Below are 18,367 nucleotides of genomic sequence, written 5' to 3'. Positions count from 1 at the left end.
TTTGGGCGGGGTTTATCGGTGAATATCGGTAAATTGTCACTTTATTGTCACGCTAACGCATAAAAAACGTCATAAATGGCTGGCAAAGTGGCTGCAACTGGGGTTAAAACGGTATAAAAGCCATGGTACTGCTCAGTTATTTACAGCGTTTCGATACCTACTGCTATTGTTTGTTTTCAGGCATAAGAGGGCGTCCAGTTGCCGGACGATTCGCGGTCTGGGTTTCGCGTTCAGGTGATGGCTATGCATACTTTGCTATCGCACTGAGCAGCGTTTTACTGCATGACTCTGGAACCGCGTATTTCAAACATTTATTGCTCGCCTTTCTCATTGAACTGCCCATTTACTGGCTATTAAAAAGCAGCTTCAAACGCCGCCGCCCTTGCGACTTAGGCTTATCACTGGCCGCGTTGATCGTCGCTTCTGATAGATTCAGTTTTCCATCCGGCCACACCGCAGCAGCCTTTATATTCGCAGGCGTAACCGGGCTCCACTTTCCCGAGTTTGGCTTTCTTTGCTACGTGTGGGCGTCAGCCATTGGCCTCTCACGGATCATTGTGGGTGTGCATTTTCCTTCGGATATTGTAGCCGGTGCTTTGCTTGCTATGTTGATTTGGGAGCTAGTGCTATGAGAATTCTTTATGGCATTCAAGGTACAGGGAACGGACACTTGTCCAGAAGCCATACCCTGGCAGGGTACTTAAAACAACGGCCTGTTGACGTTGACTACCTGATTTCCGGGCGCGGAAATACCGGAGTATTTGATATGGATGTTTTTGGCGCTTATCAGAGCTTCGGCGGGTTGTCTTTTGTCACTGAAAATGGCGCGTTGAAACGTCGAAAAACGGTCCTATCGAATAATTGGAAACAATTTTATCAGGATGTTAAGGCGTTGGATGTGACATCGTACGACGTGGTTATTACCGACTATGAGCCTATTAGTGCCTGGGCAGCGAAACGCGCAGGAGTTCGTTGTATTGGCTTAGGGCGTCAGTACGCATTTCTTGAACCCGATCTTTATAAAACACTGAGTTTGTGGCAACGCCAAATTATTAAGCAATTTGCACCGTGCACCACACCCGTTGGTATGCATTGGGTCGAATGCGGCAATGCGATACCTCCAGTCGTTAAAGAGTCAGGTGACGACTGTGAGGGCGGCTTAGCACAACGAATTGTTGTGTACTTGCCTTTTGAGGATCCTGAAGTGATCATTAATGCGCTTTACCCTCTGGATGATTATGAGTTCTCAGTCTTTCACCCCAAGTTAACGCGGTGCAGTTATGGACATATTGAATGCTTTGCGCCGTCCAGGAAACAGTTTTCAGGGCACTTTGGCCGGGCATCAGCGGTTATCTCAAATGCAGGCTTTGAAACGAGTTGTGAAGCGTTAAGAGAAGGGAAGGCGCTCATCATTAAGCCTCTGGTTGGTCAATTTGAGCAACAGAAGAATGCTGAAATACTAGCGCGAAAAGGGCTGGCGACGGTTTTGACAAGCGTGAATTATGTTTCAATTGAGCAGGCGCTAAAGAGCCGTCAAAGCACCCACATACAATGGCCTAACGTTGCGAAACATTTGGCGAATTGGATAACTGATGGTGCAAAGGAGTCGGTTCGGGACTTAAGTAAAAGACTTTGGGGGATTTAGCGAATCTTAGGAAAGCGTTCTTTGAAACTTGGCTCCCCAGGTTGGATTCGAACCAACGACACATGGATTAACAGTCCACCGCTCTAACCAACTGAGCTACTGGGGAATAGATAAGTTCTGTAAACGTTGCTTGGCTCCCCAGGTTGGATTCGAACCAACGACACATGGATTAACAGTCCACCGCTCTAACCAACTGAGCTACTGGGGAACAACGTTTAACGGCTGCGAATATTAAAGCTACTGTGTTAGACTGTCAACTGTTCCATCAAGGTTTTTTAGGGAAATGGACTCGTCTGCTGAAAAACTCAACAATTTAGGAAAATAGTCTAAATTGTTCGAAACAACTGTCTATACCTCGCTGTTAACAATGTCAAGCTTTGGTCATAATCGCGGCTATAACATTAGGTATAATCCGATCGCTGATGTGATTATCCACAGATCACTGAATTGCCCGTTGGTTAAAGGCTGTAGGATCTTATCCACGGATTCTGTGGATAACCCTGTGTTTAACTCTGTTAAATAATACGGTTTACGCGGTGTTGAGCGCCATTTTTGGAATGGTTAAAAATTGCCTAAATAAAAATATATCTATAAAAATCATTAACTTATAAGATATCGATGAACATTTGTTCAGTTTGATGGATTGTTCGACAAGCAATGCGTACAGAATCAGCAACTTGTGTATTTCTTAGTTAAATTGATTGAAAATTGGTCCTGTTCACCATCAAATTTTTGAGTTTTTTCTCTTGACTTCCTGTAAGTCATTTAAAGAAAAGGCACGGAAAGGATCGTAGTGAATTTTGTTAATTTGTAATAAAAGCGTCAAATGAAAATAAGTGAGAAATTTAACAGATAGGAATAAATAAAGTCAGAAAAGAGAAGGGTTTTGGTGCTTAGATTATTTTTTAGCACCAAAACCCTATTTTTTATAAGTTTTCTGCAAAAGTTTTAATGCGTTTGACCGCTTCTTTTAGCGTATTGAGGTCCGTTGCAAACGATAATCGGCAATAGCCTTCAGCACCAAAGGCTGAGCCTGGCACTAGTGCAACATTAGCGTCAGAGAGTAATTTTTCGCAAAACGAGACATCGTCAGATGTTCCGGCTTTTTGCATCAGCTTTTCGATGTGCGCAAACGCATAAAACGTACCATCGCCTGGCACGCAGTCGATACCGTCAATTGCATTTAAGGCCTCGACTAAATAATCGTGACGCTCTTTAAACGCGGTCACCATTGTCTTTATGCAACTTTGATCGCCATCGAGAGCAGCGGAGGCGGCATATTGACTGATACTGGCTGGGTTGGACGTACTTTGTGATTGCATTTTTTTCATCGCAGCAATAATCGGTGCCGGGCCTGCAGCGTAGCCAATTCGCCAGCCTGTCATTGCATAGGCTTTGGACACGCCGGTAAGAATTACCGTACGATCTTTAAGATCGGGGGCAACCATCGGTAAATTTGCAAAAGCTGAGTCCGACCAGAGAATATGTTCATACATATCATCGGTTGCGATAAGCACATTTGGATAGTCACGCAATACATCTGCTAACGCTTTTAACTCGTCTGCCGTGTAGGCAGTGCCCGCTGGATTTGACGGGCTGTTAATGAACATTAGGCGGGTTTTATCTGTTAGCGCAGCACGTAATTGCTCGGCCGTGATTTTAAAACGCTGATCAATGCCTGCCTGCACAATAACTGGCTCAGCCCCCACCAGCTTGGTCATATCCGGGTAAGAAACCCAGTAAGGCGCAGGAATAACGACTTCGTCCCCCGGGTTTAACCAAGCACTTAACAGGTTAAAGATACTGTGCTTACCCCCCGAGGAAACGATAATTTCGTTGCGCTCGTAGTTTAAGTTGTTGTCACGCTGCAGCTTTCTGATAACAGCGTCTTTTAATTCAACAATGCCATCAACAGCCGTATATTTTGTCTTGCCCTCTTTAATTGCCTGAATAGCGGCTTCTTTAACAAACTCGGGCGTATCGAAGTCTGGCTCCCCAACGCCTAGACCAATGACGTCTTTGCCTTGCTGGCGAAGTTCATTTGCCTTTTGAGTTACCGCTAGTGTCGGTGATGGTTGAATCGAGTTGATACGGTCGGAAAGTTGATAATCCACGTTCAGATCCTGTTTTTCAGATAGAGGAGAATTGCCCAATACTATACGGATTAGGGCGGTTAAAGTCTATTCTCCGTAGCCACAAACAGCGGTCTGAGTTACACTACTGGGCTACTTAACTGAGGAGGATTAGAATGGCAGCTGCCGACGCATCACGAAGTCTTATCAGCGCGCCGGTAGGACAGAAGCTTTGGGAAATGACCTGGCCTGTTATTTTCGGTGTGGCCACCCTTATCAGCTTCAATGTTGTCGACACTTTCTTTATCAGTTTATTGGGCACCGACCCATTAGCGGCTGTTAGTTTTACCTTTCCCGTCACGTTTACTGTAGTGAGCCTGGCCATTGGTCTGGGCATTGGCACGTCCGCTGTTATTGCCCGAAAGTATGGCTCTGACCGACCCGATGAAGCCCATTTTGACGGTTTCTCGGCACTCTCTGTCTCTGCGTTGCTGGTTGCCGCGCTGGCAGTCATTGGTTATGTGTTGATGGAGCCTATCTTTAGTCTGCTGCAAGCTCAAACCAGGCTCATGCCGCTTATTCGGGAGTATATGACGCTGTGGTTTTTTGGTTGCGTTATGTTAGTCACGCCAATGGTAGGAAACGCAGTTTTACGGGCCGCAGGCGATACCCGAACGCCTTCATTAATTATGGCCTCAGGCGGTCTGGCAAATGCCATTTTTGATCCGATTTTAATCTTCGGCTGGGGGCCAATACCAGCGATGGGCGTTGAAGGAGCCGCATTAGCCAGCGTTATATCGTGGTTTAGCGGGGTATTTTTAGTTTTCTGGCTGTTGCGTCGTAATAAGTTGGTGTCTTTTACGCCGGCTAACGGGCTCAGTTTTGTGGCCGCTTGGGTGAAGTCCGCAAGAGAGGTCTTAAAAATTGGCATGCCCGCCGCCGGTGCGAATATGCTCACTCCACTGGCTATGTCGGTTATGACAGCGATTGTTGCCGCTTACGGTGCGCCTGCGGTTGCCGCCTTTGGAGTTGGCTCGCGCTTAGAGTCTCTGGCGAGTGTTATTATATTGGCTTTATCGATGTCGCTGCCGCCGTTAATAAGCCAAAACTATGGTGCCGGCAGGATTGATCGGGTGCAGCAGGCGTATCGTACTGCGTTAAAGTCAGTGCTGATGATTCAGGCTGTTATTTACTTGCTCATGCTCGCAACGGCGCACTGGATAGCGATGGCTTTTGCCGAAGAAAAGGCGGTAGCCGACATTGTTAAGCTGTTTATTTATATTATGCCGTTGGGTTATGGACTACAGGGCGTAATTATTCTGACAAACTCAAGCTTTAACGCAGTGCATAAGCCGATGAATGCATTATGGCTGAGCATTATTCGCTTATTTGTATTGTTCGTACCGTTGTCGTATTTCGGTAGTTTGCTGGCGGATTTAACCGGTCTCTTTATTGGCGGTGTGGTGGCAAATCTGCTAACGGCGACCATTGCCTATGTATGGTTTTCAAAAGAACTCAGGAGGGAGCATGGCTAAGTCATTTCAGTTGGTTTCCAAGTATAAGCCAGCAGGCGACCAGCCGAAAGCCATTGACAGTTTGCTCGATAACTTGGATGCAGGCTTAGCTCATCAAGTCTTACTGGGTGTTACTGGCTCGGGAAAAACCTTCACAATGGCGAATGTGATTGAGCGCTCGCAGCGCCCAACATTAATACTTGCACACAACAAGACGCTCGCTGCCCAGCTTTATGGAGAAATGAAGGAGTACTTTCCGAACAACGCGGTGGAGTACTTTGTTTCTTACTATGACTACTACCAACCCGAAGCCTACGTGCCAACGACCGATACCTTTATTGAAAAAGATGCCTCCATTAATGACCACATAGAACAAATGCGCTTGTCGGCGACGAAAGCGTTGATGGAACGCCGGGATGTTGTGCTGGTGGCGTCAGTGTCGGCCATTTATGGTTTGGGTGACCCAGAGTCATACATGAAAATGATGCTGCATTTACGTCGCGGCGACATTATTGACCAGCGCGATATTTTGCGTCGTTTAGCTCAGCTTCAATACAAGCGAAACGATGCCGCTTTTGAACGTGGTACGTACCGCGTTCGTGGTGAAGTGATTGATATTTTTCCGGCCGAATCGGAAGAGATGGCAGTACGTGTCGAGTTGTTTGATAACGAAGTTGACAGAATCAGCTTCTTCGAGCCATTGACAGGGCAAGTTACAGAGAAGGACGTCGCCCGCGCAACGATTTACCCGAAAACACACTATGTAACGCCGCGTGAAGTGCTGGTCAAAGCGATTGATAAGATTAAAGACGAGCTGAAAGATCGTCGCGATATATTACTGAAGCAAAATAAGCTGATAGAAGAGCAACGTATTAATCAGCGTACTCAGTTCGATATTGAAATGATGCTAGAGCTCGGATACTGCTCGGGCATTGAAAACTACTCCCGTTACTTATCCGGCCGCGCGCCGGGCGAGCCGCCCCCGACGTTGATGGACTATTTGCCGGATGATGCGTTGCTCATTATCGATGAGTCTCATGTAACAGTGTCGCAAGTCGGCGCTATGTACAAAGGCGACCGTTCTCGTAAAGAAAACTTGGTGGAATACGGGTTCCGGTTACCGTCAGCGTTGGATAACCGTCCGTTAAAATTTGACGAATTTGAAGCGATAGCACCGCAAACTATCTATGTTTCAGCAACGCCTGGTAAGTATGAACTTGAACGAAGCAGTAACGAGGTGGTTGAGCAGGTCGTTAGACCGACAGGGTTGGTCGATCCAACGATTGAAGTACGCCCGGTAGCGACGCAGGTTGATGACTTGATGTCAGAGATACGTTTACGCACAGAGCAGGGGGAGCGTGTATTGGCAACCACGCTGACCAAGAAAATGGCGGAAGATTTATCCGATTATTTGGATGAGCATGGGATAAAAGTCCGCTACTTGCACTCGGATATAGATACTGTCGAGCGCATGGAAATTATTCGTGACTTACGATTAGGCGAGTTTGATGTGCTGGTCGGAATTAACTTGCTGCGTGAAGGTTTGGATATGCCGGAAGTGTCGCTGGTGGCGATTTTAGACGCCGATAAAGAAGGCTTCTTGCGTTCCGATCGCTCTCTGATTCAGACCATCGGTCGAGCCGCACGTAATGTGAATGGTAAAGCGATTTTGTACGGTGACCGCATTACCGGCTCAATGCAGCGGGCGATTGATGAAACTGAACGCCGCCGTGAAAAGCAGATTGCGTTTAACAAAGAGCATGGCATAACGCCGAAAGGCTTGAATAAGAAAATTACCGATGTCATGGATTTGGGGCAGGGCAGTGCGTCTGCTCGTAAGAGTAAAGCGGACAAAGCTCTGGCGGAAGTCGCATCAGGCTATGATGCACGCACGGTGGTGATAAAAGACACCAAATCGTTATTAAAAGAAATTGAGAATAAAGAGAAGCAAATGTATCAAGCAGCGCAGGATCTCGAATTTGAGAAAGCTGGGCAGTTGCGAGATGACATTGCACAGTTGCGAGAACAACTAAAGCGCGCCGTATAATTTGCCAGTAAGCGCATTGATGGTAGCGAACAGCTTTATCGGTTTTATCTGTTAGATATAAACCTCCCAATCGACCAGAATAAAATAAAGGTCATGCGGGAGGAATCTATGAAAGACGCAGCGAAAACCGTTTCATTTGGTATTATGCATTTTACCATCGCGTTTAGCGTTGTATGGTTAATGACAGGTGACGTGGTTCTTGGGGGCGCAGTGGCGCTGATAGAACCGTTAGTAAATACAGTAGGTTATTATTTCCATGAAAAAATCTGGCAGCGCACAGACAAGCGCCGGACAACAACTGTACGAGAAAGCACGTTACTTGGATAAAGAGGGCAGAGCGAGCTTCCCGCTCTCGCTCCTGCTTGTCATTTTGTTTCAAATGCGCGGCTATGTCGCCGGCATTATTTCCATCACCTTCGCGGAAGATCGAACTCGACTTCTCAAACTCTTCTATACCAACACCGAGCAGTTCGGTGTCATGTTATTGGTGGGCCTACCGGCTCTAGTGGTGCTTTTGGCGACCGCTTTTGCGGCTGAAGATGACCGCAACTGGGCAAATGCTGTTATGCGATTCGCCCAGCCGTTATTGATGCTTTCTTTACTGGTTGATGCGGTACTAATAGGCTGGCTTTTTGTCGAGAGCTATGGGGCGTTCTCGTTTGGACGTGCCGCCATTGTCTTTGGTTGGTTTATTTGTATTTGGTATTTATTAAACTCTCGCCGCTGGCGCTTTTACCGCTCCCACCTAAGTAACATTTAGAAAACAATAAAAGATTGATTTCATTAAGATAAAGCTCTTTAATGGTTACTCGTTAACGAACAAGTTGTTATATGGGCTTTTTAAATCGTTTTTTCTTATTTTATAAAGAAGGGAACTCAGATAGTAATGTTCCTTACTGGAGAGTTAGCGCATTAAGAATTATTCTTTTTTCCGGAATGATTCTCTGTCTTGCTGTTTTTCTTAACAGCTTTAGTGACGCTGTCGACGCAAACTTGACCCATATTTTGGTAATAACTTCCTCATTTCTCATTGCGATGCTTGGCTTATTATGGCTTAGCAGCGGCTACTATCGTTTTTGTGCCCATTTATTATTGTTAACGATTGTTGGAGCCAGTACGGCCTGTAATCTTTTTTTAGCAGACCCCGGGTTAGCTCAAATCGGTTCTATGCTGATGTATGCTTGCCCTTTAATTGCCTTGATGCTTATAAGCGGCCGCGTTGCGTTATTTTATGGCGTGATTAATATCATCCCATTTCTTCTTATTTCGAATAATATTAACCTCGCTTTTTTTGCGCAACCTGAAGTTCAGTTTCCTAACGTGACTTGGTACATCTCGGGAACCATGTTTGTTTTTTTTAACGTGTGTATACCGTTAGCATTTGGGAGAACCATAGTCGCAGCTAAAAGGTTGAATGATCAGGTTATACAAGTTAACGAGGGGCTAAAAAACAAAAACGCTTTATATCGCGTTTTTTTTGCCGAATCACGACGCCCTAAAATCGTTGCTGATTGTGACGGAATAATTATTGACTTTAACAGAAGAGCAAAAGAAGTATTTTTTCTTAATGAGAACATAAAAAGCAGCGATGTTTCTATTAGGGAGCTTTTCTCTGAACTGAGTGAGGAAAGCTTAAACTCAGGTCACCAAATTATTTCGCACGAGAATACTTATCAGCGAGTAGTTAAGCTATTGATACCTGATGCTCAGTCTTATGTGTATGAATTTGTAGACTGTACTCAAGAAAAGCGCTTACAAGGCCATTTAACGGAGTTAGAAAATCAAAATAAGCGACTTAGATATATCGATTCGCAAACGAACCTACCAAACAAAGAGTGGTTTGAACTACAGTGTAGTAAACTTATAACAAAGTCAGGGAGAGACTTTTACGTTGTCGTTGCTCAAAGTGAAAGCACGGATTACCTTCGTTTAAAACATGGGGACGAAGTTGTTAAACAATTTTTAGTATCCAGCTACAACAGGTTAAAGAAAAATTCACTTAATCCCTGTTTAATCGCGAGTATTTCACTCAATCAATTAGTTTTCATCCTGCCAGGTAAGTTCAGTCACAATCTGAGTAATATTCTTTCAGAGCTAAAGAATGCCTTAGACAGAGAATATGTATCACAGGGAGTGCGATCTCAACAATCCTTCAAATTTGGGGTGGCTAGCTTCCCCGAGCACAGTAAGCTGTCTGGTGAGTTAGTCTCGTTTGCAAACGAGTCGCTTAAATTTGTTTCAAACAATCAAGTTTTTAGCCTTTACGATGCTGAAAACTCGGAAGACTTTGTTGAGCAACATGAAATTTCTATTCTTTTAGACGAAGCAATATCGCAGAGTGAATTGGATATTCATTTTCAACCAAAGGTTGATAGTAGCGGAAAATGCGTAGGGTTAGAGGCTTTAGCACGCTGGAATAGCCGGCTTTTGGGGCATGTTTCTCCCGCTAAATTTATCCCTATCGCAGAAGAGTACAGGATGATCAGTCGACTGACTGATCTCGTTGTCCAAAAAGTTTGTGCGGCTATTGCGAACTGGCGGGAACAAGATATGCCTTTGCCCACTGTAGCGATAAATATTTCGTTCCTTGATTTCTCTCAACCTGATTTTATATCGAAACTTGTAAAACATTTGGCTGACTTTTCTGTGAAGCCTACCCAAATAGAACTAGAGCTAACAGAGTCGTGCTTAGAGTCTGATGTCGTTGACTCTCTAAAGATTATTGAAGAGCTGCAATCGTGGGGATTTAAAGTCTCTGTTGATGATTTTGGTGTTGGTTACTCAAGTATTACTCGTTTGGCTTATTATCCAATCAAAAAGCTAAAGCTCGATCGCACTCTTATTCGTCAAGTTCACCTGTCTAATCGCCAATATAATTTAGTAAAAGGTATTCACAGGATTTGTGAAGAGTTAGATATAAGTTGCGTTGTTGAAGGTGTTGAAATTCAGGAACAGTTAAATTCACTGATCAAGATTGGATTTTCTGAATTTCAGGGGTTCTATTTCTCTAAGCCACTGAGCAAAGCGTCATATGAACAGCAGCTTAGAGAGAATAATGGCGTATTTGTGTCGTCTTCTCTGGCTAGTCGGCTTTGACTACTCTCGAACGAGAGTTCATTGTGGTTAGCACGGTTAGTGGCACCACAATCAACATAGAGCCGATGTAAAATCGCATATCGGGTTGCTCGGCAAAGAACACAACACCGAAAAATACCGCCCCGAGTAGCCCTGTGTATTCTGCGCTGGTGACTTGGTTACTGTCCGCTGCACGGTAGGCATAAACGCAGGTTGCCGCATAAATCATTGAAAATAAACTCGAGCCCACCGCAATTAACAGGACATTCCAGTCAAAAGGCGCAAACTCAATCAGCGCCAGAATCAGAGCGGTTGGAATACCTAACAAATTTGTCAGGTATAAAGTGTCGATAATACCGTGTTGCGTCGGTAGTTTCTTAATAAGCAAGTTGTTAAGAGCCAGCGTGGTCGCCACCACTAGTGCCGCTAAGGCAAAGATATTGGCGCCGCTCGGGTTCAATATAACAATGACGCCCACCATGCCTAAAGCGGCTGTTGCCAAAGAAATAATGGTCACTCTTTCTTTAAATAACAGGCGTGCAAAAACGACCGTAATTAATGGCGCTGCGTAAAAAATCGCGTTAGCGGTTGCCAGCGGTAGCGTCGTTAAAGACACCACCATAAATACTGTACCCACTAAAAATATGTGTGCGCGGGTTGCGTGCCAACGCAGGTTTTTAGGCAATAGGGGTCTGCGAAAATAAAGAATGACCGGCAATAAGATAAGCGTCGCGCTGAGCTGCCGGAACAGCACAAATTGAAATGGTGCCTCAAAACCATCAAGCAGTTTAATGAGAGAGTCAGACAGAATGACCACATTATTGCCAAGAACCAAAAGCAATACCGCTAATATAAGGGAACGATCCATACCAACACCTCCGTTAAACTGCTTGAAAGTGTGAGCATTGTACGAAACACTTTATATAAAATATAATGATATTAAATAATCATTATATGAGATATTTAGATAGTGAGTGTTCCGTTCCGAGCGATACATTACTTTGTTGAAGTGGCCCGTTTACAGAGTTTTTCCAGGGCTGCTGAGCAGTTGCATGTCTCTCAAAGTGCAGTCAGTCATCAGGTTAAATTATTAGAGTCCTATTTGGGTAAACCACTGTTTGTCCGCAAAGGCCGCACCGTTATGCTTACCGCGGTTGGACAGAGCTATTTCCAAGAAGTGGTTGGTGCGCTGGAGTTAGTCGAAAGCGCAACACGCAACGTGAAAGAAAATGACACACGGCAAGTACGCTTGGCCATTCATGGATCACTGGCTGTTAAATGGTTAATTCCAGCACTTGATGACTTCAGAGAGCGGTACCCAAATATTGATTTAACCTTGCAAATGCTGACTCAGGATGGTCAGTTCGACAGTCAGTGGGCGGACTGTTTTATTACCACACAACCGCCGGGTACGGGGTACCAACGCTATCATTTGTACGATGAAACACTGAAACCTTACTGTTCTAAGTCGGTTTGGACCGAAGCGCATCGCATTACCGAGCCTGTTGAATTGGCTCGTTTTCCTTTGCTTTCAGCAATTTCTGCTTTCGCAAACGGTAAGCCGGGTACCGACTGGCAACGTTGGTTCGAAAAGGTGTCATTACGACTCCCTAAAACCGCAAAAGTGCATCACTTCAGTCATTTATTGTTAGCGGCAGAGGCGGCTAAATACGGTCAGGGCATTGCGCTTTTAAATGAGTTTATGACCACCGAAGAAGAGCGGAAAAATAGTCTCTTTGAATTGCCTTTCCATAGTATTCGTACAGACGACAGCTTCTATTTTGTCTATCCGTCATCAACCGCAAAAAGTCCGGGGCTAGAAGCCTTGGGGGATTGGTTAGTAACCTTGTGCAGAAATCGTTAGGAGATAGAAGCGTGCGCCAGGCACGCTCTATTGCTTAATTTCTAACCAATCGACCTTGCTTGTCGCGGAAGCCGCCAACCAGAATAACGATAAAGTCGATAAGCGTCCAAAGGCCTAGGAAACCCAAGGTTAGAAGCATTAAAATGCCAGTGCCTACCTTGCCAACGACAAAGCGGTGAATACCCAAACTACCCAGGAAAAAGCAAACAATCGCCAAAACAACGCGACTGTGCGGACTGACTTCTACAGGATCCATAAAGAACTCCAAATGTTGTTGTTATATCCTAAGGTGTTAATTAACGAAGAATTAACACCTTAATAATATGCAGGTAGGAACTCTTTCATTCAAGAGTTTTTAATTTAGCATCCATTCGACTAGGGCTTGGCAGTGAACTTCGGTGGTATCAAACAGTGGTAGTGCAGAGTGCTCTTGCTGTACGAGTAAGCCGATTTCGGTGCAGCCTAAAATAACACCTTGGGCGCCTTTAGCTGAGAGGTCATCAATAACTTTTAGATACTGTTTCCGTGCATCATCGGTAAATTGACCGTGACAAAGCTCTTTAAAAATGATGCTGTCTACAGTTTTGCTGTCATCCTCTTTGGGTATTAAAACCCTTATACCTTGCTGTTCAAGACGTTCTTTATAAAATGGCTGTTGCATAGTAAAACGAGTGCCTAAAAGTCCAGCTCGTTCAATTTCATTCTTTTTAAGATGGTTGGCCAGAGCATCAACAATATGGATAAGCGGAATAGAAATAGCCGCCTCAATTTCAGGGGCGACTTTGTGCATCGTGTTGGTTGCAATAACAATACAGTCAGCTCCAGCCTTTTCAAGTTGTTGGGCTTTAGCTTTCAAAGCTCTCCCAGCAGCCTCCCAGTCACCTCTGCTCTGCATTTCTTCAATAGGTGCAAAGTCGACACTGGCAAGCAAAATTTCAGCACTATGCAAACCGCCTAACCGCTCATTAATTAATTGATTTAGACGGCGATAATAAGTGCTGGTGGACTCCCAGCTCATACCGCCAATAATGCCGACTGTTTTCATCTCGCCTTCCATTACGTTGTGTTATAGATAATCAGAGTAGCTTAGTTTATTGATAAGGTTAACAAGATGGTTATATCAGAAATGTCTAATGTATGTTTCTTAGACACATAAAAAGAAGTATGGTGCTTACCAAGCTTTAATAATAGGGAATTTATATTTATGCCGTCTGTATTAGCCGTGTTGTCAGGCAAAGCGAAAGCTTACACACGCCCCAAAACTTTTAGCGCTATCGACAAGCGCATGTTAACGGGGGGTATTGAAGTGAATGAGTTGGGACTGGTTGGTGATGAAGTCGGCGATCCCAGGGTGCATGGAGGTAAAGACAAGGCAGTACACTGTTATCCCAGTGAACATTATGAGTACTGGAAAACCGCAATTGGCGGCAAAAGTGTACTGAATACTCCCGGAGCCTTTGGTGAAAACCTTCACACAACTGGGTTAACTGAACAAACGGTCTGCCTGGGGGACCAATACCAGATCGGGAGTGTTGTATTTGAAGTAAGTCAGGGCAGACAGCCCTGCTGGAAACTGAATGATCGATTTGATGTAAAGGATATGGCTTTGCATGTGCAAAATACGCGACGTACTGGTTGGTATTTTCGGGTGCTTAAACCTGGTGAGCTAAAAGCTGGAGATGCTATCGCTTTACGGGAGCGACCGTATCCAGATTGGAACTTATACCGTATTTGCAGAACGCTTTATGAGCGGGATGTGCCACTGACTGAGCTGGAGCAGTTAAAGGCGTTGCCGCTACCTGAGTCGTGGGCTCGCCTTGCTGAGCGAAAGTACTCTAATGCACTAAATAAAAACAATGATGATTTCGATCTCTCTGCTCGTACTGATGGGCCGGCTCGTTATTGATACCCACCCGAATCAGTAGAGTGTTAACTCTGTCGAGTGGGCATCCGCGTAAACGGTTAACAGTTAACTAAGTTATGTTCAATCCCCAGTCGTCATAAGCCGCTTTTGCCAGTTCTTCACGGAACTTCGGGTCGGCAATATGAATCAGTTCGCGCGCGCGTTCACTCATACTCTTGGCGCGTAAGTTAGCGACACCATGTTCAGTAACAATGTAATGAACATGGGCACGCGTGGTGACCACGCCGGCGCCTGGCGCAAGCAGTGAGCTAATGCGTGAGACAGTGCCGCCGCAGGCTGTTGAAGGCAGAGCAATAACCGAGCGACCACCTTCCGATAAGCTGGCGCCGCGTACAAAGTCCATTTGCCCGCCGACGCCCGAGTATATTTTAGTGCCAATAGAGTCTGCGCAAACCTGACCGCTCAGGTCGACCTGCAAGGCGCTATTTATAGACATAACCTGCTTGTTTTGGCGAATCACCGAGGTGTCATTGGTGTACTCAACATCAAGGAAAAAAACTTCCTGGTTGTCATCAACAAAGTCATAAAGTGCCTGAGAACCCATCGCAAAAGTGGTGACAATGCGGCCACGGTGCTTACGCTTACGGCTATTGTTTATGACGCCACGCTCAACTAAGGGCAATACCCCGTCAGAGAACATTTCGGTGTGAATGCCCAAGTCTTTATGATGATGCAGACACGCTAGCGTCGCATCGGGTATGGCGCCAATGCCCATTTGCAGACAGTCACCGTCGTCAATGAGACCGGCAACGCGCTCACCAATTTTTTGTGTAATGGGATTTTGTGCTGGTTGCTGGTGCAATGGAATAGGGGCAGCTTCTTCAAAGTAGCGATCAAATCGTTTTAAGGAAACTAGCGCGTCGCCATGCGTCCGAGGCATATTAGGGTTTATCCAGGCAACCACTTTTTTTGCCACTTGCAATGCAGCCCGAGTTGCTTCAACCGAAATCCCTAAGCTGCAGTTGCCGTGTTTATCCGGTGGTGATACCTGAACGATAGCCGCATCCAGCGGCTGCTCACCTGAGCGAAATAACTTAGGAATTTCAGACAGGAAAATAGGGACATAGTCGGCTAGCCCTTGATTCACGGCTTGACGAGTTGAAGCGCCAACAAAAAAAGCACGCTGGCGAAGGTGCCCTTTAAGCTCCGGGTCGCAAAGTATTTCGCTGTATTCCGTGTGCAGCTGCAGTAGTGTTAGGTCTTTTCGTTGTTTTGCGACTTCTTTCAGACCTTCCAGTAATTTATAGGGTGTGGCCGCCATCGACTGACACCAAATAACATCACCATCGTTAATAATCGAGAGCGCTTCTGCAGCTGAATTAACTTTCATTACGGCTTCCTTTTTAGCGAGAAGTATTGAGCGAGATCAGAAGTATAACCGCTTTGCGTGTGAGGGTATTTACCCAGTAAGTGATACTTATTTTGCCTGTCATACAGTTGTCATAAAAAGTTCATATCATTAACAAAATTGATCATTGCGGAATTATTGACCGCTGTCTATTATTCCGCCACTTTTTATTCTCTGGTATTTGCTATGTCAATTCGTAATAAGCTTCTTTCCGTCGGTCTGATCGCAACTGCAGCTTTCATTTTGTTGCTTGCCTTAATGATGCTTTTCCAGTCACAAGTGAGTGACTTACATCGTGCGAGTGAACTTCGAGAGTCCGTAAACAATAGCTTGCTGCAATTGCGCCGTGCAGAAAAAGACTTTCTGTTGCGAATGGATAAGAGCTACGCAGAAAAGTTAGCTCAACAAGCTGAAGTCACAGACAATCGGCTTGAGCAGCTTAACGCTCTGGTTGATGATAAAGCTTCCTCTCAACTGATTACACAGCTAGAAAGCCAGGTAGAACGTTATAGCAAAAACTTTGAGCGCTTGGTCAACGCATTTCAGCAGCGCGGGTTAGATGAAAATAGCGGCGCTTATGGCGCGCTGCGTTCGGCAACTCATGAGTTAGAAAAAGCGATTGATACGGCCGGGCGGACTGAGCTTCTGGTTAGTTTGCTGCAGGTTCGTCGCAGCGAAAAGGACTTTATGTTGCGCTTTGACGATAAGTATCTCGGCCGGGTAGAGGGTTTGCTGGACGAATTAAAAAGAGAGCTATCTGCAACGCCTGAACTTGCGGAAAAAGTCGAAGCGTACCGCCGTGACTTTGGTCGTTATGCAGCTCTTTCTAAGGAAATAGGGCTTGATGAAGAGTCTGGAATAAAGGGCGAGGTCAGAACTATTGCCAGCAATATGGAAGCGTCGCTTGAGCAGTTAGATAAAGAGCTGAGCGAATTGCTCGCCTCTCGTCAGGCAACCATGAAGTGGGTACCTGTCGTTGTATTTGCTGTTATCGCACTCATTGTTATTGCAATGCTGGTCTGGGTGATACGTTCCATTAATCAGCCGCTGACCCAATTGCGTGAAGATATGCAAAAGGTCCAGACGAGTAATGACCTGACGTTGTCTTCGGAGAAGTTCCGTGATGATGAGCTTGGCGATTTAGTTGATAGCTTTAATGAACTGCTTAGTTATTTCCGGAGTGTTATTCAGCAAATAAACCAGTCTGTCGAAACGGTAAATAGCCTTACACAGCAAGTGTCTGATACGGTGACCCATACTTCACAAAACTTGGATATGCAGTCGCATGAAGTGGATCAGGTCGCTGCTGCTATTAATGAAATGGGTAGCACGGCACACACTATTGCCAATGATGCGGAAGATACTGCTGAGCAAGTGAACAGTTTGTCTGAACAGGCGAAACATGGTAGTACCTCGGTACAGGCTGGTGTTGAGAAAGTGCGTTATTTAGCAGAACGGTTGAACAGTAGCGTAACGGAAGCGAATACCTTGGCAGAGCGCAGTGCGTCTATTACACAAATTGTGACGGTGATTAATGGTATTGCTGAACAGACAAATTTGTTGGCGCTAAATGCCGCTATTGAAGCGGCCCGAGCGGGAGAGCAGGGGCGTGGTTTTGCCGTGGTTGCGGATGAAGTTCGTACACTGGCTTCTCGCACGCAGCAGTCTATTGGCGAGATAGAATCTATCACCAGCCAGCTAAACCAGCAAACGCAGATTATTGTGAATACCCTGCAGGAGTGTAATGAGCTGGGCGAAGAAAGTGCGCAGCACTCGACTGAATCCGATGAACTATTCAACCGCATTCATACTGAGTTGGTTAAAATTAACGATCGCTCCGCCTCTATTGCTACTGCTGTTGAGGAGCAGTCTGCGGTTGTGGATGAAACCGCAAGAAATATTACCCGGGTGCGGGACGCAGGAGTGGAAGCGGCAAATGATGCACAGTCAAACGCTGACGCAGTCACTCAGGTTCGTCAACAAACCGAGCAGCTGCGTCAGGCGGTTATTAAATTCACCGTATGATATGGCGTATCACGCGGTGAGATACTTCGCATGGAAGCGAAGCTGAGCTTCGATAAATGACGAGATAAAGTAATAGCTGTGGTCATAACCGTCGTGTAAATGAACCGTACCGCCGCCGTTAACTTCGCTAATGGCGTCTTTTAAGTTCTCCGGTTTTAACTGTTCTTCTAAAAATCCGTCAGCTAAGCCCTGATCAACTCGAATGGGCAGTGTCTGACCTTTAGACTTTATGATCTCAACAGCGTCGTATTGCTTCCATTGTTCGCGATCATTGCCCAAGTAAGCGCTAAAGGCTTTTTCTCCCCAGGGGCATTGCGTTGGGTTGGTAATGGGTGAGAACGCGGAAATACTGGTGTAACGGTCACTGTTACGTAAACCAATAACCAAAGCACCGTGCCCGCCCATCGAGTGACCGGCAATGGCGCGCTTGTCGCTAACCGGCAGCTCCGATTCAACCAATTCCGGAAGCTCCTTCACAATGTAGTCGTACATTTGATAATTCGACTTCCATGGCTCCTGAGTGGCATTAAGGTAAAAGCCAGCGCCTAAGCCTAAATCATAAGCGCCGTCGGCATCGTCGGCTACGTTGTCTCCACGTGGGCTGGTATCGGGAATAATTAAGGCAATACCAAGCTCTGTGGCGACACGCTGCGCACCGGCTTTTGTAGAAAAGTTTTCATCAGTGCAGGTTAGCCCCGATAAAAAATAGACCGCCGGCACTTCCGTTTTTTCTGCGCGCAATGGCAAAAAGACACTGAACTGCATAGCGCAGTTCAGTACTTCAGAGTCATGTTCAAAGCGCAGCTGACGGCCGCCAAAACAGCGGGTTTCGCTAACTTGTTTCATTACAGAC

16 protein-coding genes and 2 tRNA genes are annotated in these 18,367 nt (G+C 45.7%); 10 read left to right on the top strand and 8 right to left on the bottom strand.

The window, feature by feature from the left end; translation table 11 throughout:
- Positions 1–122: 122 nt before the first annotated feature.
- Entirely contained in the window at positions 123–632 is a 510-nt protein-coding gene (locus tag EST55_RS10285; protein WP_129497381.1) for a phosphatase PAP2 family protein, read from the top strand.
- On the top strand, positions 629–1,645 hold the full coding sequence (locus tag EST55_RS10280) for a glycosyltransferase family protein (RefSeq protein WP_129497380.1): 1,017 nt from the start codon (positions 629–631) through the stop codon (positions 1,643–1,645). Before EST55_RS10285 ends, EST55_RS10280 begins: the two co-directional genes overlap by 4 nt.
- Before the next feature lie 29 nt (positions 1,646–1,674).
- Here EST55_RS10280 and EST55_RS10275 read toward each other — a convergent pair.
- From EST55_RS10275 to EST55_RS10265, 3 genes are all read right to left on the bottom strand, one after another.
- Positions 1,675–1,751 (bottom strand) — tRNA-Asn (locus EST55_RS10275).
- A 25-nt stretch (positions 1,752–1,776) separates the two neighbouring features.
- A tRNA-Asn gene (locus EST55_RS10270) sits at positions 1,777–1,853 on the bottom strand.
- A gap of 718 nt (positions 1,854–2,571) precedes the next feature.
- A complete protein-coding gene (locus tag EST55_RS10265) occupies positions 2,572–3,759 on the bottom strand; it encodes a pyridoxal phosphate-dependent aminotransferase (RefSeq protein WP_100691738.1) in 1,188 nt (395 codons plus the stop codon).
- 134 nt (positions 3,760–3,893) lie between these two features.
- On the opposite strand from EST55_RS10265, the gene EST55_RS10260 reads away from it, so the two are divergent.
- The 5 genes from EST55_RS10260 (at position 3,894) to EST55_RS10240 (ending at position 10,374) form a co-directional block, all read left to right on the top strand.
- Entirely contained in the window at positions 3,894–5,252 is a 1,359-nt protein-coding gene (locus tag EST55_RS10260; RefSeq protein ID WP_129497379.1) for an MATE family efflux transporter, read from the top strand.
- The gene (uvrB, locus tag EST55_RS10255; RefSeq protein ID WP_100691740.1) at positions 5,245–7,278 is read left to right on the top strand and encodes an excinuclease ABC subunit UvrB; all 2,034 of its coding nucleotides are present in this window, start codon (positions 5,245–5,247) and stop codon (positions 7,276–7,278) included. Before EST55_RS10260 ends, uvrB begins: the two co-directional genes overlap by 8 nt.
- Positions 7,279–7,386: 108 nt before the next feature.
- The gene (locus tag EST55_RS10250) at positions 7,387–7,605 is read left to right on the top strand and encodes a DUF2061 domain-containing protein (RefSeq protein WP_100691741.1); all 219 of its coding nucleotides are present in this window, start codon (positions 7,387–7,389) and stop codon (positions 7,603–7,605) included.
- Entirely contained in the window at positions 7,535–8,038 is a 504-nt protein-coding gene (locus EST55_RS10245) for a DUF2919 family protein (protein ID WP_129497378.1), read from the top strand. Before EST55_RS10250 ends, EST55_RS10245 begins: the two co-directional genes overlap by 71 nt.
- Positions 8,039–8,109: 71 nt before the next feature.
- The gene (locus tag EST55_RS10240; protein ID WP_164976538.1) at positions 8,110–10,374 is read left to right on the top strand and encodes a GGDEF domain-containing phosphodiesterase; all 2,265 of its coding nucleotides are present in this window, start codon (positions 8,110–8,112) and stop codon (positions 10,372–10,374) included.
- Here EST55_RS10240 and EST55_RS10235 read toward each other — a convergent pair.
- Complete coding sequence (locus EST55_RS10235) at positions 10,361–11,221, bottom strand: DMT family transporter (protein WP_129497377.1); 861 nt, start codon at positions 11,219–11,221, stop codon at positions 10,361–10,363. The genes EST55_RS10240 and EST55_RS10235 overlap by 14 nt on opposite strands.
- 102 nt (positions 11,222–11,323) lie before the next feature.
- On the opposite strand from EST55_RS10235, the gene EST55_RS10230 reads away from it, so the two are divergent.
- On the top strand, positions 11,324–12,217 hold the full coding sequence (locus EST55_RS10230) for a LysR substrate-binding domain-containing protein (RefSeq protein WP_100691744.1): 894 nt from the start codon (positions 11,324–11,326) through the stop codon (positions 12,215–12,217).
- Positions 12,218–12,251: 34 nt separating this feature from the next.
- On the opposite strand, the gene EST55_RS10225 is transcribed toward EST55_RS10230, so the two are convergent.
- Both EST55_RS10225 and EST55_RS10220 read right to left on the bottom strand, forming a co-directional pair.
- Complete coding sequence (locus EST55_RS10225) at positions 12,252–12,473, bottom strand: TM2 domain-containing protein (RefSeq protein WP_129497376.1); 222 nt, start codon at positions 12,471–12,473, stop codon at positions 12,252–12,254.
- Between the two features lie 99 nt (positions 12,474–12,572).
- A complete protein-coding gene (locus EST55_RS10220; protein ID WP_129497375.1) occupies positions 12,573–13,262 on the bottom strand; it encodes an aspartate/glutamate racemase family protein in 690 nt (229 codons plus the stop codon).
- A 159-nt stretch (positions 13,263–13,421) separates the two neighbouring features.
- On the opposite strand from EST55_RS10220, the gene EST55_RS10215 reads away from it, so the two are divergent.
- Complete coding sequence (locus EST55_RS10215) at positions 13,422–14,123, top strand: MOSC domain-containing protein (protein WP_129497374.1); 702 nt, start codon at positions 13,422–13,424, stop codon at positions 14,121–14,123.
- Between the two features lie 67 nt (positions 14,124–14,190).
- Here EST55_RS10215 and EST55_RS10210 read toward each other — a convergent pair whose 3' ends face one another.
- Positions 14,191–15,471, bottom strand: a complete 1,281-nt coding sequence (locus EST55_RS10210; protein ID WP_129497373.1) for an acetyl-CoA hydrolase/transferase C-terminal domain-containing protein — start codon at positions 15,469–15,471, stop codon at positions 14,191–14,193.
- A gap of 204 nt (positions 15,472–15,675) precedes the next feature.
- Between EST55_RS10210 and EST55_RS10205 the strand changes: the two genes are divergently transcribed.
- A complete protein-coding gene (locus EST55_RS10205) occupies positions 15,676–17,514 on the top strand; it encodes a methyl-accepting chemotaxis protein (RefSeq protein WP_129497372.1) in 1,839 nt (612 codons plus the stop codon).
- A 9-nt stretch (positions 17,515–17,523) separates the two neighbouring features.
- On the opposite strand, the gene fghA is transcribed toward EST55_RS10205, so the two are convergent.
- Positions 17,524–18,360 (bottom strand): S-formylglutathione hydrolase, encoded by an 837-nt coding sequence (fghA, locus tag EST55_RS10200; protein WP_129497371.1) that lies wholly within the window; start codon positions 18,358–18,360, stop codon positions 17,524–17,526.
- Positions 18,361–18,367: the final 7 nt, after the last annotated feature.

This window comes from Idiomarina sp. 29L (genome assembly GCF_004123135.1).
Classification (GTDB): domain Bacteria; phylum Pseudomonadota; class Gammaproteobacteria; order Enterobacterales; family Alteromonadaceae; genus Idiomarina.
The sequence above is the reverse complement of the archived record's forward strand: the minus strand, read 5'-3'. Positions and strand labels throughout refer to the sequence as shown.

Coding starts and splice junctions, on each gene's coding strand:
- EST55_RS10285 (WP_129497381.1), top strand. CDS start 123: ATGGTACTGCTCAGTTATTTACAGCGTTTCGATACCTACTGCTATTGT.
- EST55_RS10280 (WP_129497380.1), top strand. CDS start 629: ATGAGAATTCTTTATGGCATTCAAGGTACAGGGAACGGACACTTGTCC.
- EST55_RS10260 (WP_129497379.1), top strand. CDS start 3,894: ATGGCAGCTGCCGACGCATCACGAAGTCTTATCAGCGCGCCGGTAGGA.
- uvrB (WP_100691740.1), top strand. CDS start 5,245: ATGGCTAAGTCATTTCAGTTGGTTTCCAAGTATAAGCCAGCAGGCGAC.
- EST55_RS10250 (WP_100691741.1), top strand. CDS start 7,387: ATGAAAGACGCAGCGAAAACCGTTTCATTTGGTATTATGCATTTTACC.
- EST55_RS10245 (WP_129497378.1), top strand. CDS start 7,535: ATGAAAAAATCTGGCAGCGCACAGACAAGCGCCGGACAACAACTGTAC.
- EST55_RS10240 (WP_164976538.1), top strand. CDS start 8,110: ATGGGCTTTTTAAATCGTTTTTTCTTATTTTATAAAGAAGGGAACTCA.
- EST55_RS10235 (WP_129497377.1), bottom strand. CDS start 11,221: ATGGATCGTTCCCTTATATTAGCGGTATTGCTTTTGGTTCTTGGCAAT.
- EST55_RS10225 (WP_129497376.1), bottom strand. CDS start 12,473: ATGGATCCTGTAGAAGTCAGTCCGCACAGTCGCGTTGTTTTGGCGATT.
- EST55_RS10220 (WP_129497375.1), bottom strand. CDS start 13,262: ATGAAAACAGTCGGCATTATTGGCGGTATGAGCTGGGAGTCCACCAGC.
- EST55_RS10215 (WP_129497374.1), top strand. CDS start 13,422: ATGCCGTCTGTATTAGCCGTGTTGTCAGGCAAAGCGAAAGCTTACACA.
- EST55_RS10210 (WP_129497373.1), bottom strand. CDS start 15,471: ATGAAAGTTAATTCAGCTGCAGAAGCGCTCTCGATTATTAACGATGGT.
- EST55_RS10205 (WP_129497372.1), top strand. CDS start 15,676: ATGTCAATTCGTAATAAGCTTCTTTCCGTCGGTCTGATCGCAACTGCA.
- fghA (WP_129497371.1), bottom strand. CDS start 18,360: ATGAAACAAGTTAGCGAAACCCGCTGTTTTGGCGGCCGTCAGCTGCGC.